This window comes from Rhodococcus sp. UNC23MFCrub1.1 (genome assembly GCF_000686025.1).
Classification (GTDB): domain Bacteria; phylum Actinomycetota; class Actinomycetes; order Mycobacteriales; family Mycobacteriaceae; genus Rhodococcoides.
In genome coordinates this window covers 94,509-110,530 of sequence record NZ_JMLQ01000005.1, presented here as the reverse complement: position 1 = coordinate 110,530, position 16,022 = coordinate 94,509, and the positions used below count along the sequence as shown (strand labels likewise).

Annotated in this window: 12 protein-coding genes and 1 pseudogene; 8 read left to right on the top strand and 5 right to left on the bottom strand. The window is 69.2% G+C overall.

Annotated features, from left to right (window positions below):
- Nucleotides 1-2: 2 nt before the first annotated feature.
- Complete coding sequence (locus BR07_RS0113985) at nucleotides 3-896, bottom strand: glucose 1-dehydrogenase (protein WP_027505976.1); 894 nt, start codon at nucleotides 894-896, stop codon at nucleotides 3-5.
- A 73-nt stretch (nucleotides 897-969) separates the two neighbouring features.
- Between BR07_RS0113985 and BR07_RS0113980 the strand changes: the two genes are divergently transcribed.
- Both BR07_RS0113980 and BR07_RS0113975 read left to right on the top strand, forming a co-directional pair.
- Nucleotides 970-1,599, top strand: a complete 630-nt coding sequence (locus tag BR07_RS0113980; RefSeq protein ID WP_027505975.1) for a UdgX family uracil-DNA binding protein — start codon at nucleotides 970-972, stop codon at nucleotides 1,597-1,599.
- Nucleotides 1,600-1,648: 49 nt separating this feature from the next.
- Nucleotides 1,649-3,025: a glutamate decarboxylase gene (locus BR07_RS0113975; protein ID WP_027505974.1), complete on the top strand. Its 1,377-nt coding sequence runs from the start codon at nucleotides 1,649-1,651 to the stop codon at nucleotides 3,023-3,025.
- 14 nt (nucleotides 3,026-3,039) lie between these two features.
- Here the strand turns inward: BR07_RS0113975 and BR07_RS0113970 are convergent, their stop codons facing one another.
- Nucleotides 3,040-3,645 carry a YqgE/AlgH family protein gene (locus tag BR07_RS0113970; RefSeq protein WP_027505973.1) on the bottom strand — a complete coding sequence of 202 codons (606 nt, stop codon included), beginning with the start codon at nucleotides 3,643-3,645 and terminating at the stop codon, nucleotides 3,040-3,042.
- A gap of 73 nt (nucleotides 3,646-3,718) precedes the next feature.
- Here BR07_RS0113970 and BR07_RS24625 point away from each other — a divergent pair, with 73 nt between their 5' ends.
- Entirely contained in the window at nucleotides 3,719-5,059 is a 1,341-nt protein-coding gene (locus BR07_RS24625; RefSeq protein WP_231476355.1) for an MFS transporter, read from the top strand.
- Here BR07_RS24625 and BR07_RS0113960 read toward each other — a convergent pair.
- Nucleotides 5,004-6,455 carry a CCA tRNA nucleotidyltransferase gene (locus BR07_RS0113960; RefSeq protein WP_027505972.1) on the bottom strand — a complete coding sequence of 484 codons (1,452 nt, stop codon included), beginning with the start codon at nucleotides 6,453-6,455 and terminating at the stop codon, nucleotides 5,004-5,006. The genes BR07_RS24625 and BR07_RS0113960 overlap by 56 nt on opposite strands.
- Before the next feature lie 78 nt (nucleotides 6,456-6,533).
- Here BR07_RS0113960 and BR07_RS24620 point away from each other — a divergent pair, with 78 nt between their 5' ends.
- The 4 genes and pseudogenes from BR07_RS24620 to BR07_RS24615 all read left to right on the top strand — a co-directional run.
- On the top strand, nucleotides 6,534-7,166 hold the full coding sequence (locus BR07_RS24620) for an NUDIX hydrolase (RefSeq protein ID WP_051613403.1): 633 nt from the start codon (nucleotides 6,534-6,536) through the stop codon (nucleotides 7,164-7,166).
- Nucleotides 7,163-9,577 carry a DUF6049 family protein gene (locus BR07_RS0113950; protein ID WP_027505971.1) on the top strand — a complete coding sequence of 805 codons (2,415 nt, stop codon included), beginning with the start codon at nucleotides 7,163-7,165 and terminating at the stop codon, nucleotides 9,575-9,577. The genes BR07_RS24620 and BR07_RS0113950 overlap by 4 nt, the downstream gene beginning before the upstream one ends.
- A 9-nt stretch (nucleotides 9,578-9,586) precedes the next feature.
- On the top strand, nucleotides 9,587-13,525 hold the full coding sequence (murJ, locus tag BR07_RS0113945; protein ID WP_027505970.1) for a murein biosynthesis integral membrane protein MurJ: 3,939 nt from the start codon (nucleotides 9,587-9,589) through the stop codon (nucleotides 13,523-13,525).
- Between the two features lie 76 nt (nucleotides 13,526-13,601).
- Nucleotides 13,602-13,868, top strand: a pseudogene (locus BR07_RS24615) (sigma factor); the annotation flags it as partial.
- 20 nt (nucleotides 13,869-13,888) lie between these two features.
- Here the strand turns inward: BR07_RS24615 and BR07_RS0113935 are convergent.
- Both BR07_RS0113935 and BR07_RS0113930 read right to left on the bottom strand, forming a co-directional pair.
- Nucleotides 13,889-15,058, bottom strand: coding sequence for a tyrosine-type recombinase/integrase (locus tag BR07_RS0113935; RefSeq protein ID WP_081821307.1), 1,170 nt, complete (start codon nucleotides 15,056-15,058; stop codon nucleotides 13,889-13,891).
- Nucleotide 15,059: 1 nt separating this feature from the next.
- Nucleotides 15,060-15,638 carry a helix-turn-helix transcriptional regulator gene (locus tag BR07_RS0113930; RefSeq protein WP_027505968.1) on the bottom strand — a complete coding sequence of 193 codons (579 nt, stop codon included), beginning with the start codon at nucleotides 15,636-15,638 and terminating at the stop codon, nucleotides 15,060-15,062.
- 124 nt (nucleotides 15,639-15,762) lie between these two features.
- On the opposite strand from BR07_RS0113930, the gene BR07_RS24610 reads away from it, so the two are divergent.
- The gene (locus BR07_RS24610) at nucleotides 15,763-15,939 is read left to right on the top strand and encodes a helix-turn-helix transcriptional regulator (RefSeq protein WP_155957042.1); all 177 of its coding nucleotides are present in this window, start codon (nucleotides 15,763-15,765) and stop codon (nucleotides 15,937-15,939) included.
- Nucleotides 15,940-16,022 lie beyond the last annotated feature (83 nt).

Sequence of the window (16,022 nt, the reverse complement as noted above, 5' to 3'; positions counted from 1 at the left end):
GACTACGGCGTCGGCATGCCGCCGTTGACGTTCAGCGTGTCGCCGGTGACGTACCCGGACTCGGCCGACGAGAGGTACACGTAGGCACCGGCCAACTCGGCGGGCTGACCCGCACGACCGAGCGGCGTCTCCTGGCCGAACTCGGGCAGCGCCGACGTGGGCTGTCCGCCGGACGCCTGCAAGGGCGTCCAGAACGGACCGGGAGCAACGACGTTGACGCGGATCCCACGAGGAGCGAGTTGCTGCGCCAGCGCCTTGCTCATCGTGTTGATCGCCATCTTGGTCGTCGCGTAGTCCACGAGTCCCGGTGACGGCGTGTACGCCTGGATCGAACTGGTGTTGACGATGGTCGATCCTGCCGGCATGTGCGGAACCGCTTCCTGGATGATCCAGAACAGCGCGTACACGTTGGTCTTGAACGTGGCGTCGAACTGCTCCGGGCTCAGATCCTCGAGCTTCTCGACGTACTGCTGCTTGCCGGCGACGTTCACGAGAAGGTCTAAGCCACCGAACTTCTCGACTGTGGTGCGCACGATGCCGCGAGCCGCGGACTCGTCCGTGAGGTCGGCGGGAGCGAGTACCGCGGTCCTCCCGGCGGTGCGCACCAGGTCGGCCACCTCCTGCGCGTCCTTCTCCTCCGACGGCAGGTAGTTGAGAACGACGTCGGCGCCCTCGCGGGCCAGCGCGATGGCGACGGCGCGGCCGATGCCGCTGTCCGCACCGGTGACCAGTGCCTTGCGCCCGGTCAGCCGGCCGGTGCCGCGGTAGCTGCCCTCACCGTGGTCGGCCTTGGGCTCGAGTTCCGCGGCGAGGCCCGGCGGATCCTGGTGCTGCTCGGGGTACCCGTCCTGTCGGTACTGGGTGACGGGATCGGTGAACGTGTACTGGTCGGTCATCGCCGTGGCATGCCCCGGCCGTGGGGGGTGCCAAACAGGTGTCACCGGGTCCGTGGCGGGTACCACCGAAGACATGGCCCCGAAGTTTCCCGGCGCAGGCACCTTCGTGCCCGAGTCCGACGATCTCCGCGTTCTCGCCGACGCCGCCCGCAGTTGCCGGGGATGCGACCTGTGGGAGCCCGCGGAGAACACGGTGTTCGGAGCCGGCACCCCGTCCGCTCGCATGATGCTCATCGGCGAGCAACCGGGGGATCAGGAGGATCGACGGGCACAGCCCTTCGTCGGCCCGGCGGGTGCGCTCCTGAATCGTGCTCTGGCGCAGGCGGACATCGACCGGGAGCTGACCTACGTCACCAACGCGGTCAAGCACTTCAAATTCACGCGTGCCGACCGCGGCCCGCGGCGCATCCACAAGAAGCCGCTGCGCTCGGAGGTCGTCGCGTGTCACCCGTGGCTCGAGGCGGAGATCCGCGCCGTCGACCCGTCCGTCGTGGTCCTCCTCGGCGCGACGGCGGCGCAGGCGATGCTGGGGACCTCGTTCCGGATCGGTGTCGACCGGGGGCGCGTCCTCGAGGTGGGCGAGGCGAGAGCTGTTGCCACCGCGCACCCGTCAGCCGTCCTCCGAGCGCCGGACGACGAACGCGATGCCGCGTTCGACGCACTCGTCGCCGATCTACGAGTGGCCGCATCACTCCTGGAATGACACCGGAAGTTCACAGGCACCGCCCCGGTCACCGCAGTAGCGTGGCGTCGTGACGAGAATCCCGCGCGACGGAACGATCTCTCCTGCCTACACCGGGCGCTTGGCCAACGATCCCGTTCCGGCGCTGCGACTGCCGGACGACCGCATGGATCCCGACGTCACCTACCGCTTCATCCACGACGAGCTGATGCTCGACGGCAGTTCCCGCCTCAACCTCGCCACGTTCGTCACCACGTGGATGGAGCCCGAGGCCGAGAAGCTGATGGCCGAGACGTTCGACAAGAACATGATCGACAAGGACGAGTACCCGGCCACCGCGGCGATCGAGGAGCGGTGCGTCAACATGGTGGCGGATCTCTGGAACGCGCCCGGGCTCGACCCGACCGATCCGTCCACCGCGACGGGCGTCTCGACCATCGGTTCGTCCGAGGCCGTCATGCTCGCCGGTCTGGCACTGAAATGGCGGTGGCGCGCACGTCGGACCGCGGCCGGTGCGGACACCGGTCGGCCCAACCTCGTGTTGGGGACGAACGTCCAGGTGGTCTGGGAGAAGTTCTGTCGCTACTTCGACGTCGAGCCGAAGTACCTCGACATGGAGCCGGGCCGCTACGTCGTCACGGCCGACCAGGTGCGCGACGCCGTCGACGAGAACACCATCGGCGTGCTCGCGATTCTCGGGACCACGTTCACCGGCGAACTCGAACCGGTCGAGGAGATCTCGGCCGTGCTCGACGAGATCGCCGCGGCCGGCGGGCCGGACGTCCCCATCCACGTGGACGGTGCCAGCGGCGGTTTCGTGGTCCCGTTCCTGAACCCGGATCTGGTGTGGGACTTCCGGTTGCCGCGCGTGAAGTCCGTCAACGCCAGTGGTCACAAGTACGGACTGACGTACCCCGGCCTGGGATTCGTCGTGTGGCGCGAGAAGGAGGACCTCCCCGAGGACCTCGTGTTCCGCGTCAACTACCTCGGCGGTGACATGCCGACGTTCACCCTGAACTTCTCACGCCCGGGCAATCAGGTGATCGGTCAGTACTACAACTTCCTCCGCCTCGGCCGCGCCGGCTACACGGATGTCATGACCTCGCTGCGCTCGACCGCGACCCGCGTCGCCGACCACCTGCGCGAGCACGGCGACGTCGACGTCATCTCCGACGGGTCCGACATCCCGGTGGTGGCATTCGCGCTGCGGGAGAACTGCGGTTTCACCGTCTTCGACGTCTCTCACGAACTCCGCGCCCGCGGGTGGCAGGTTCCCGCGTACACCATGCCGGCCCGTGCCGAGTCGGTCTCGGTCCTGAGAATTGTTGTGCGAGAGGGCTTCTCGGCAGACCTGGGTAGGATGCTGTGCGAAGCGATCGACGCCGTCCTGGCGTCGCTCTCCACCGACGGCGACGGGCACTCGCACGCTCGGCACTTCGCCCACTGACGAGAACTTCGGTCTCAGTTCCGGTCGACGTCGATCGGGTGGGTCGCCAGCATCGCCAGCGGCAGCGGCTGACGGCGCAACACCTGCGCCCACAGATCGACGCGCGGCGGGCCCACGACGTCGGACGGCAGCGCGGACACCACCATCCAGTCGTCCCGCTCGAGTTCTCCCTCGAGCTGCCCGAGCGTCCATCCCGAGTAGCCGGCGAAGATGCGCATGCCCTCCACCAGCGGGGCGATCGCAGCCGGGTCGGAGTCCAGGTCGACCATCACGACACGGCCGTCCACTCGACGGATGCCCCGCACGTCGTCGACGTCCACGCCGGACCGCAGCGTGGCCAGACACAGTGCGGAGTCGCGTTTGACGGGTCCGCCCACGTAGAGCGCTTTCGGGGACGCAGCGAGATCCGACCACTGCGGGAGCACGTTGTGCACAGCGGTCTCGCTCGGCCGATTGATGACGACGCCCAGGCTGCCGGCGTCGTTGTGCTCGATGATGTAGACCACGGTGCGACGGAACGTCGGTTCGACGAGTTCCGTGGACGAGACCAGCAGCGATCCCGGCCGCACCACCTGATCGGCCGACGCGGTCCGGTCCTCCGGTTCTTCTGCGTGTGCCACCTCCTCATCATGGCACCGGCAGCCTCGACAGTGCGAGAGATGACGCGCCGAGGCGGCGGTTAGTGTCACCCGCGTGACCCGAACGGAGCGGACCGGCGCCGTCGACGCGCTGCGATCCGTCCGACACGAGCCCGGAGCACCTCGTCTGGTCGCGCTGCGTGTCGCCTCTCAGTTCGGCGACGGCATGTTCCAGGCCGCCCTCGGAGGCGCCATTCTCTTCGACCCACAGCGCGGCGGCGATCCCGCTGCGATCGCCGCCGGCTTCGCGGTGCTCTTGTTGCCGTACTCGCTGATCGGCCCGTTCGCCGCGCGGATCCTCGACCGCGTCGATCGAGCGACCGTTCTCGCCCGCGCAGGCATCGTGAAGTCGCTCCTCATCCTCTGCGCCACCGGGCAACTCGTCGCGGGCGCCTCGACGACGGCCGTCCTGATCACGGCCCTCGCCGTCGTCGGAGTGAGCCGGTTCGTCCTGGCGGGCCTGTCCGCGTCGCTACCGCACGTCGTTCCGGTGCGATCGCTCGTCGCGACCAACGCCGCCCTGGTCACCGTCGGCGCAGTCGTCTCCGCCGTCGGCGCGTCGGTGGCTGTCCTGGTGCTCGGACTCGTCGGGCCGTCGGATCGGGCCACGGCCCTCGCGACGGCCGTGTCCGCCGTCGGTGCCGTCGCGGCGACTCTCCTCGCGCGCGGCTTCGCTTCCGGACGGCTGGGTCCCGGCGCCGCCTCGGTGTCCGCCCCGACCCGCCGCGTTCTCGCCGACTGGGTGTCCGGCTTCGTCGCGGTGCGCCGTACCCCGTCCGTCGCCGCCGCGCTGGTGGGAGTGGGTGCCCACCGGGTTGCCTTCGGCATCGACACCCTCGTCATGGTGCTGGTGCTGCGCGAGGGCGCGCGCTCGTCCGTCCTGCCCGGCGGTGTGGCGGGCTTCGGGTTGACGGTGGGTGCCGCCGCGGCGGGCATGTTCCTCGCCGCACTCGGCACGCCCGTTCTCCTGCCGCGCCTCGGCCGCACGCGCACAGTGGTCGGTGCGCTGGTCCTGGCCACGCTCACCCAGGCCACCCTCGTCGTCGCACTGGTGCCGGACCTGCTGATGCTCGCGGCCTTCCTCCTGGGGTTCGCAGGTCAGACGGTCAAGCTGACCGCCGACGCGGCCATGCAGACGGACATCGACGACGACACTCGCGGACGCGTCTTCGGAGTGCAGGACACCGTGTTCAACGTGGCGTTCGTCGGCGCCGTGGCGGGCGCGGCCCTCGTGATCGGTCCGGGGTCGACCGCGGTCGACACGTCCGCAGCCATCGTCTGCGTGGTCGCCGGCGTCGTCGCCTACGCGGCGGCAGCGGCTATCGCGCTCCGGATCGGCGTCAGGACCTCGCGGCCCACCACGCCAGGAGCTCCTTCTCCGCATCCTCACGACTGAGCGGCCCGCGATCGAGGCGGAGCTCCTTCAGGAACTTCCACGCCTCTCCCACCTGCGGGCCGGCCGGAATGCCGAGCAGTTGCATGATGGCGTTGCCGTCCAGATCCGGACGCACCCTGGCCAGGTCCTCCTGCTCGGCGAGTGCCGCGATACGCCGCTCGAGATCGTCGTACGTCGCCTGCAGGGACGCTGCACGGCGCTTGTTACGGGTGGTGCAGTCGGCGCGGACCAGCTTGTGCAGCCGGGGCAGCAGATCGCCGGCGTCGGTGACGTAACGACGCACGGCCGAGTCGGTCCACTGACCTTTGCCGTAGCCGTGGAAGCGCAGATGCAGGAAGACGAGCTGCGCGATGTCGTCGGTCAGCTTCTTCGGGAACTTCAGTGCGCGCAGGCGGCGACGCACCATCTTGGCGCCCACCACCTCGTGGTGGTGGAAGCTCACCCCGCCGCCGGGCTCGTTGCGTTTGGTGTCGGGCTTGCCGATGTCGTGGAGCAGCGCCGCCCATCGGAGCACCAGGTCCGGATCGCCGTCCTCGAGGTCGATCGCCTGCTGCAGAACCGTGAGGGAGTGCTGATAGACGTCCTTGTGCTGGTGATGCTCGTCGATCTCGAGCGTCATCGCCGGCACCTCCGGGAGGATGCGTGCCGCGATCCCCGTCTCGCACAGGGCGTCGATGCCGTCGACGGCGAACTCGCCGAGAATCAGCTTGTCCAGCTCGGCGGTGACGCGTTCGACCGTGATCCGGTCGATCTGCTCCGCCATGTTCTCGATCGCCGCGCGGACCCGCGGCAGCATCGTGAAGCCGAGCTGGGCGACGAACCGCGCAGCGCGCAGCATCCGGAGCGGATCGTCGTCGAAGGACGCCTCCGGGGTGGTCGGAGTGTCCAGGACTCCCTCGAGCAGCGCGTCCAGGCCACCCAGGGGATCGACGAACTCGCCGGCCCCGTCCGGCCCGATCCGCACCGCCATGGCGTTGAGCGTGAAATCGCGCCGGACCAGGTCGTCCTCGAGCGTCGAGCCGTACTGCACGATCGGATTCCGGGACACCCGGTCGTACTTGTCGCTCCGGAACGTCGTGATCTCGATCTGCCGACCGTGCTTGACCGCACTGACGGTGCCGAAGTCGATGCCGGTGTCCCACTGATGGTCGGCCCAGCCCGCCAGCAGCGCCTGCACGTGCTCGGGTAGAGCGTTCGTCGTGAAGTCGAGGTCACTGCTCAAGCGGCCCAGGAGAGCGTCCCGGACGCTCCCGCCGACGAGGTACAACTCGTGGCCCGCCGCAGCGAACAGCGACCCCAGTGGACCGAGGATGTCGTCGTGCGCGCGCAGGGCCACGGCACCCGACGCGAGGAGCCGTGCGCGGCGGTCCGGATCGGTGGCAGGCGGGGGAGGCACGACGTCACACCCTACCGAGGCGCGCACTTCGCGGTGCGTCCCACCGGGAGCAGGGCGGACGGAACTAGTATCGATCGGGTGTCCGGTGCCGAGCGAGCCAAGAGAACACGTCGCGGTGTGCGACGGCGTCCTCGTGCCGCCGCCGACCCCGGAACACGAGGGGCCGACAAACCCACACTGCGCACCGTTCGAGAGACCTCGGCCGGCGGCCTGGTCGTCGACGGACTCGACGGACCCCGCGACGGACTGTGCGCCGCCCTCATCGGTCGCACCGACCGACGCGGCCGCCTGCTGTGGTCGCTGCCCAAGGGTCACATCGAGCAGGGCGAGACGCCCGAGCAGACCGCCGAGCGGGAAGTGGAGGAGGAGACCGGCATCACCGGGTCCGTCCTCGCGCCCCTGGGAAGCATCGACTACTGGTTCGTGACCGAGGGACGACGCGTCCACAAGACCGTCCACCACTACCTGCTGCGATCCCTCGGCGGCGAACTGTCGGACGAGGACGTCGAGGTCACCGAGGTGGCCTGGGTGCCGCTCAGCGAACTGCACTCCCGGCTCGCGTACGCCGACGAGCGCAAGCTCGCCGAGCGAGCCGGCGAGATGATCGACTCGATGGCGCGCGAGAAGTCCGCCGACACGCAGAATCCCCTACCGGTCTCCGACCTTCCCGCACCATCCCGACCGGTCTCCGACCTTCCCGCCGCCGAATGACCCGGTCCGCACCGACGGCCCGGCGCCTCGCCGTGGTCCAGGCGATCCTCGCCGTGCTCGCCTGGCTGACCGTCCCCGCGGGAGCGCAACCCTCCACCCCGCCCAGCGACCCCACCACGACGCGGAGCACACCGTCGCCCTCGGCCACGCTGGCGCCACCGGACACCTCGATCGACGGCACGTTCCTGTCGATCTCCGTCGACGAGGTCACGCCGACCACCGTCTCCACCAGCAGTGCGCCGGTCGTCACCGTCACGGGAACGGTGACCAACGTCGGGGACCGCGCGGTCAGCGACATCTCGGTCCGGCTGCAGCGAGCACCCGCGGTACGCACGGCCGACGAACTCCGGACCTCGCTCACCGAGGATCAGGACCGCTTCGACACGGTCGGGCCCTTCGAGTCGCTCACCGGCGACGGATCGGACACCGCGCTGCAACGCGGCGACACGCTGCCGTTCGAGCTGACCCTGCCGCTGCGCTCGACCACCGAACCGTCGCTGGGTCTGGATCGGCCGGGTGTCTATCCGATGATGGTGAACGTCAACGGCAACCCCGAGTACGGGCAGGAGGCACGGCTCGACGACGCCGCGTTCCTGCTTCCCGTCGCGGGTCTGCCGCGGGACACCACGGTGGTCGATCCGGCCGCTCCCGATGCCGTTCCGCTTCCACCGGACACGGGACGCCCCGTCGCCACGACGCTGCTCTGGCCGCTGGCCGACCGCCCACACCTGGCGGCGGGCCTGCCCGGCACCGTCGACGAGGAGGTGCGACTGAACGACGACGACCTGGCCGCCTCGCTCTCCGCCGGCGGTCGACTCGAAGGACTGGTGTCGGCACTGGAGTTCGCGACCGGACCGACCGTCGACACCGAGGGCGCACTCGCGTCCTCGACGTGTCTCGCCGTCGATCCCGACCTGCTGGTCACCGTCTCGAGCATGACGCGGGGTTACCTCGTGGTCGACGACCCGGCCGATCCCACCGGCCCTGCCTCCGAGGGCAGCGGCGCCGCCGCCGCCGCGTCGTGGCTCGATCGCGTCCGCACCCTCGCGTCCTCGATGTGTGTCACCGCGGTGCCGTTCGCCCAGACCGATCTCGCGGCCGTCGCCGCCGTGGCCGACCCGGTTCTGACCTCTGCCGCGATCACGACTCCGGCGGACGTCGCCGACTCGATCCTCGGAGTCACGTCCCGCCGCGACGTCCTGTGGCCGGACGCGGGTGCTCTCGACGATGCGGGGGCGGCCATGGTCGCGGCGTCGGGCCGGACGGTCGCACTGCTCGCACAGGACGCCGTGCAGACCGTCAGTACGCCCGACACGGTGACCATCGCGACCGATGCGGGCACCCCTCCGCTGCGTGCCGCGCTCTACGACACCGAGGTCTCCACCGCGCTGTCCGCGGTGGGCGAGCACCCGACGACCCCGTCCGTGACACCGCGTGAGCAGGTGTACGACGTCGCCGAGGACTCGCGCACGGCCCGATTGCAGGACGCGCTCGGCGCGTTGCACTTCGACGCGCTGAACGCCGGCGCCCCGGACACGGTCGCTGCCACGGACGGCCCACGATCACTCACCGTCGCGCCGCCACAGACCTGGACTCCCGACCGCGACGAGGCCTCCGCGGTGCTCGGCACCATCGCGGGCCTGTTCCGTAGCGGACTCGCGACGCCGCGCTCCCTGTCCGACCTGCTGGCGGTCCCGCCTCCGCTGGAGGCGGCCGAGTCGGACTACCCGGACGCGGCCGTGGAGGACGGCGCACCGGCCGACGTCCGCGATGTCGTGGCTGCCCAGAACGCCCGCATCGGTGCGCTGGCGGCCGCGCTGATCGACGATTCGCGTGCCGCGATCTCGCCCGCGCTGTACGTCGCTCCGCTCCGGGAGGATCTCCTGCGGGCGATGACCACGTCGGATCGTCGGGGCGGGCAGCGCGGGGAGTCGGAACAGGCCGCGCGCCGCCGTGCCGCCGACGTTGCCGCCGGCCTGGACCGGCTGTACGGATCCGTGACGATCCTCGCGCCCGGCGGTGTCTTCACCCTCGCCTCGGAGGCCAGCCCGCTGCTGTTGGTCGCGCGGAACGATCTGCCCATCGGCATCACCGTCGACCTGGCGGTCGACGCGCCCGACGCGATGCAGATCGAGAACATCGGCCCGCAGCAGCTGCCCCCACGGGGAAGTCGTTCTCTGCAGATCCCCGCTCGAGTGAGCGATTCGCGCAAGATGGTGGTGGAGTTCTCCCTGAGCACCACCGACGGGACGCGACTCGGGCAGGCTGCGACCGTCAATGTGCGGTCCAATGCGTACGGTCGTGCTTTGGCGATCATCACAGCAGGCGCCGGTGCGCTCCTGCTGCTGCTCGCGGGCCGACGGTTGTGGCACCGGTTCCGGGGCCAACCGGATCCCGCCGACGAACAGTAAGGATTCTCGATGACGGGGAGCATTCCTCACGGGCGACGGGACGCCGTACCGCGGGCGCCTCGCGCGCCCTGGGAGCGCAGCTCCGATGGGGCGCAGCAGCGCAGCTCCGACGCGGCTCAGGATCCGATGATGGTGCCCACGAGCGTCGCGCCCCCGGTCCGTCCTGCCGCCCCGACCCGCATCCCCCCGGCCGCGGCGTCACCGCAGCCGGCGTCCGGCTCCAGCTCCTCCCGCCTGCTCTCCGCGACGGGTGCGATCGCGTTCGCGACGTTGATCAGCCGCATCACCGGATTCGCCAAGCAACTGCTGCTGGTGACGGTGCTGGGCACCACCGTCGCCACGTCGTACACCGTCGCGAGTGTCATCCCCAACATGATCGCCGAGCTCGTCCTCGGTGCCGTGCTGACGGCCATCGTCGTGCCGGTGCTGGTGCGGGCGGAGAGCGAGGACGCCGACAACGGCCGTGCTTTCGTGCGCAGGCTCTTCACGGCTGCGCTGACCATGCTGATCCTCGCGGCAGTGCTGGCGACGGCCGCGGCGCCACTGCTCACGCGCTACGTCTTCCTGTCGGAGGACGGCCAGGTGAACACGGGCCTCACCACCGCACTCCTTCTCCTGCTGTTGCCCGCGATCCTGTTCTACGGCCTCTCCGCACTGTTCACGGCGATCCTGAACACTCGGCAGAACTTCAAGCCCGGTGCCTGGGCACCCGTGCTCAACAACCTGGTGGTGCTCGCCGTCCTGGTGATCTACCTAGTCGTACCGGGCGAGATCTCTCTCGATCCGGTGCGCATCAGCGACCCGAAGCTGCTGGTGCTGGGCGTCGGCATCACGCTCGGCGTCGTGGTCCAGGCCCTGAGTCTGGTGCCCGCGCTGCGGCGAAACAAGATCGATCTGCGCCCGCTGTGGGGGCTCGACGACAGGCTGCGTCAGTTCGGCGGCATGGCCGTCGCGATCGTGCTCTACGTCGTCATCAGTCAGGCCGGCATGGTGTTCGCGACGCGCATCTCCTCGCACGTCGACCCCGCCGGCCCGCTCATCTACAACCAGGCCTGGATCCTGCTGCAGCTGCCGTACGGCGTGCTCGGCGTGACGGTGCTGACGGCGATCATGCCCCGGCTCAGCCGCAACGCCGCCGCCAAGGACACCCCGGCCGTCGTCGACGACCTGTCGGTTGCCACCCGGATGACCATGCTCGCGCTCATCCCGGTCATCGGCTTCCTCACCGTGGCCGGCCCGCAGGTCGGCGAGGCTCTGTACGGCTACGGCAACTTCGGCGCAGCCGACGCCGAGCGACTCGGTGAAGCCGTCAGCTGGTCGGCCTTCACCCTCGTTCCCTACTCGCTCGTCCTGATCCACCTGCGGGTCTTCTACGCCCGCGAGCAGGCGTGGACGCCCACGTGGATCGTTCTCGGCATCACCGGCGTCAAGATCGCGCTGTCCGCCCTGACGCCGTTCCTGGCGACGTCGGATCGATCCGTGGTCCTGTTGCTCGGCGCGGCCAACGGTCTCGGCTACATCACCGGGGCGATCATCGGATGGATGCTGCTGCGTCGCAGCCTCGGCGAACTACGACTCGCGGGAGTCCGGCGCACGGTCGCGGCGACGCTGATCTCCACCGCGATCGGCATGCTCGCGGTGTTCGCGGCCGACACGGCCCTCGGGCTCGACCGTCTGACCGGACCGGGCGCGCTGCTCCGCGTCGCTTTCGACGGCGCAGTCATGCTGCTGATCACCGGTCTGTGCCTGTACCGGGCACGGATCCCGGAAATCGAATCCATCACCGTCGCGGTGGCGCGTCGCCTCGGCCGCGCCCCGGCCGTGACGTCCGGACCTGTGACGACAGCGCATGTCGGGACCGATCCCATGTACGCGGAGACCGAGTTGATCCCCGCGATCGGCGGCCCCGACATGCCCCCGGTGGGTCGGCCGACCGAGGGGTTCGGTCGGGCCACCGGCGCGGGTCGGCTCCCGTACCCTGACAGGCGAGTGGACCCGCGAGCACACGGCGGGTCCCGCGCGCCGATGTACACCGGAGACGAGTCGGAGACGACGATCATCCCCGCGTACACCGGCGCGTTCACGACCAGTAGTGACGAAGGAGTGTCAGTGACCGACGACGAGGGTGCACGGGGGCGTACGCCGTCCGAGGCCGAGGACGCCGCTCAGCCCGGTGGCGTGTCCACCGACGACCGTCGCGTCGCCGACTCCGATGCCGCCACCGGGTCGTCCGAGAACACCGACCGGCAGCCCGACGCGTCCACCACGGATCCGATCGAGTCAGGCCCTGACGTGTCCGACCAGGGCGACGTCACCGAGACCGAGCGCACGGCCGACGAGACGGAGTCCGGACTCGTCGACACCGGTGTCATGCCGGTCGGATCGCCCACGCTGCCCCCGGCCGTCCCCGTCGCCGAGTCGCCCCGCACACCGTTGCGCGGACCGAAGCTCATCCCCGGCGCGTCGGTCGCCGGCGGGCGCTACCGTCTTCTCGCACCGCACGGCGGCGCACGCGGCCTCAAGTTCTGGCAGGCCCACGACGTCAAGCTCGACCGCGAGGTGGCCCTGACGTTCGTCGACGCCGACCAACGATCGACCGGCGACGCCCCCGAGCGCGCCGACGGCCCGCAGGCCGTGCTGTCCCGGACTCTGCGCCTGGGCCGGATCAACTCGCCCGGCCTCGCCCGCGTCCTCGACGTCGTCCGCGGCAGCTCGGGCGGCATCGTCGTCGCGGAGTGGACTCGCGGACGATCCCTGCGCGAGATGGCCGACACGGAACCGTCGCCCCTGGGCGCCGCCAACGCCATCAAGTCGCTGGCCGCTGCGGCCGAGGCCGCCCATCGCGGCGGCGGCGCACTGTCCATCGACCACCCGGACCGTGTGCGCATCAGCATCAAGGGTGACGCCGTTCTCGCGTTCCCGGCCACCTTCGGTGATGCCGATCCCGGCTCCGACGTACGCGGACTGGGCGCGATGCTCTACGCCCTGATCACCGCGCGGTGGCCCCTGGGCGACCCGTCGGGCCCCGCGACCGTCGGCGGGATGCGCATCGCCGATCGCACGGCGTCCGGTGCGGCCGTCGAGCCCCGCGAGATCCGCCCCGACGTGCCGTTCGAGATCTCCGCCGTCGCCGTGCGTGCCCTCGAGCAGAACAGCGGCATCCGGACCGCCGCCACCGTGCAGCACATCCTCGGCCAGGCCGCGGTGGTCAACGAGAAGACCGAGATGATCCCCGCACTGCGGCTGGGTCAACGGCCGCCCGGATCGACCGGTCACGCACTCGCCGACCCCGACGACGAGCCGCCCGCGGACCGCTCCAACGTCATGGTCGCCGCGTTGGTGGGCCTCGGAGTCCTCACTGTCGTGGTGCTCGGCCTCGTCGGCTGGTGGCTCGCCAACCTGTTCGCCGGCGGCGGTTCCGACGAACCTCTCACCGAGCAGAACTTCGGGCTCACGACGTCCGCGTCGGCTCCGGCCGCGCCCGGAGAGGCGGCACCCGCGCCGACCACCGTGCCCGTCGCTCTGTCGTCCGTCGACGTCTTCTCGCCGCAGGGCACCCCGGACAACCCGGGCACCGTCGACAACGTGGCCGACAACGACGCGGGGACGGTGTGGGAGACGGACTCGTACTTCAACCCGTTCCCGTCCCTCAAGTCCGGCGTCGGCATCATGGCGACGCTCGACCAGGAGACCACTCCCGCCAGCGTCTACGTGAACTCGCCGTCGCCCGGCACGGTCGTCGAGATCCGGTCGGCCACCAGCGCGACACCCAGCCTGGACGAGACCCAGGTGATCGGGTCCGCGACGCTCGGCAACGGCCTCACCGACATCGCCGTCACACCCGACGGACCCGTCCGGTACGTGCTGTTCTGGATCACGGATCTCAGCACAGCCGGTGGCGGCAACCAGAGCACCATCGCGGACATCGGGGTCTCCGCAGCATCCTGATCGCCGCGTGTCGTGCGCTGTCACAACAGATTTCGTGACCAGCTCGGACGGTTCGTTTCTGGGCTAGCCTCCGCGGGTGCGACAAATCGGGGGAGTCGCGGGTGGTGAGGCCACGGACGGCGAGCTGCTCGCGGCGCACATCGCGGGGGACGCGACGGCTTTCGCCGTGCTCGTACGGCGCCACCAGGACCATCTCTGGCTCACGGCACGGAGGGCCAGCTACTCCGCGGAGGACGCGGCGGACTCCCTCCAGGAGGCGCTGCTGTCCGCGCACCGCACCGCCGCCTCGTTCCGTGCGGACGCCGCCGTCCGCAGTTGGCTGCACCGGATCGTCGTCAACGCACGTCCGCGCAGCTCAGCGGGCTAAACACCCTTGATCGTCCGCAGTGCGTCCGCAGTAGGGTGCAGTGCCTCCGAAAACGCCCGCTCGGCAGCAGCGCGGGTGCGGTCCTCCCCGCTCGGGAACAAGTGGCTGTACGTGTCGAGAGTGATGGACGCCGACGAGTGGCCCATCGCCCTCTGGACCATTACGACGTCGCAGCCGGCCGCGATCAAGCTGGAGGCGAAGTAGTGGCGCAGGGAATGCAGCTTCGTCTCAACACAGGCCGCGGTGCGAGCTTTACGCCAACGGCCGAAGACCATGTTGCCGTTCAGCGGGTTGTCGCCGAGTCCCGGAAACAACCAGCGGGAAGGATCGTCACCGGGGGCGTGCAGGCGTAAGTGTTCGGAGAGGATCTCCAAAAGTCCGCTAGCGACTGGAACGTTGCGCTCTGACCCATACTTCGGAGCTCTGACGTCGACGACACCACTTGAGATTCCGATCGCCTGGCGGTTGACCGATATCCGCTTCCTGAGGAAGTCGATGTCCCCAGGTTGCAACGCTGCCGCCTCACCGCGGCGTAGGCCGGCGAAAGCACACAGCGCGATGTACGCCGAGAACGATGGGTCAGCGTTGGTGACAAGCCTGCCAACAGCGGTCGGGTCGGGAATCTCCATCGCCATCTCTGCCCGGCGGATGCGCGGCAAAGAGACTCCGTCAACGGGGTCGTCGATCATGCGCCTATCCCGGCGAGCAGCCTTCAGAACTGTCTTGAGGTTGTTGATGCGCTGATGCACAGTCTGCGGGCTGAGCGGGCGTTCGACGAGTTCCTTTACCCATGCCTCGACGTGGCTGCGCCTGATGTCCGTCAAAGCAGTGTCCGCGAACGGAACCTCAGCGGCGCCCGCATCCATCGCTCGGCGGGTGTGGTGCACCCACGTCTGTAGACAGGACCACTCGGCGTAGAACTGGCGGTAGGTCATACGCCCACGCTTTGGGTCTATGTACGTCCCCTGCACCTGCTGAGAGACGATCGAGTCGAGCCAAGACTGCGCGTCCACCTTGCGGTCGAACCCGCGGGCCACCTCGCGGCCGTTGTCATCCACGTAACGCGCACGCCACCGCTTACCCAGACTGTGCGAAGCGGACTTCGAGCCGTCGGCCTTCTTCCAGCGATCTTCCACGCCTGCTCGACGATTGCGCCGTTGTGTCATCTCAGATCCCTGGATAGTCGGCGTCGAGCAGGTATAGATCCTGGTGGTCCGGGACATTGTTGCCGTCCTCGTAGGCGCTCAATCCCGCTTCCCTCGCTTGGTCGAGGGTGAGGTCCAGATGAGCTTGCGCTCGCTGGATGGCCAGGTCGAGCCTGGCGATACTGCGGTCCTCCGCGTCGATCCGTTTGAGTTCCCGGAACTGCTCTCCTGCCTCGGCCACAACGTCCTGCAGGGAGCCGTGATTGGTCGCGAACTCCGCGGTACTGCCGACGAGCAGGTTGTACGCCCGTCGAACCAATTTGCTCCAACTTTCGAGGTCATCCTCGATACCCGCCTGACTGGGCGGGAGCAGCATCGCGTCGATGCTTGTCCGGAATACCTTCGCGATGAGATTGGCCTCGCCCAAACGTGGTGCGCGCTGGCCAGATTCGAGTCGGGTGAGTGTGGTCTGGTGCGCCTGAGTCCAGCCGGCGTCGTTCAAGATCCGTACGAACTCCGCTTTGCTCCAGCCGTTGCCCTCCCGAAGTCGACGGACGTTCTCCGCGAAGCGGCCGTCGAGCTCGCCTGTCGTATCGGTCATGGACGAATCCTCTCACACGAATCACAGAATGGCGTTGCTAACTGACACGAGGTGTGTACTATCAGAATGTACTGACACACCGACACAGGAGGTGATTCCGTTGCAGCAGCGGGACATTCTGACGATGAGAGAGGTTGCTACCGAGTACCCCTTCGGTATTCGCACCCTCAAGTACTGGCGCAACACAGACCGCGGGCCTGCGTCGTTCGTGGCCGGACGAAGGGTCCTCTACCGGCGAGCCGAGATCGAACGGTTCCTCGCGGAGCAGGAGGCCGAGACGTCGAAAGGCGGTGCCGCCTGATGCGGTGCACCCACGAAAACGCCCCCGAGCCGGCGGCAACCGGCTTCGAGGGCTCGAACCAGAGCATCCCTAGCGAGGAGTAC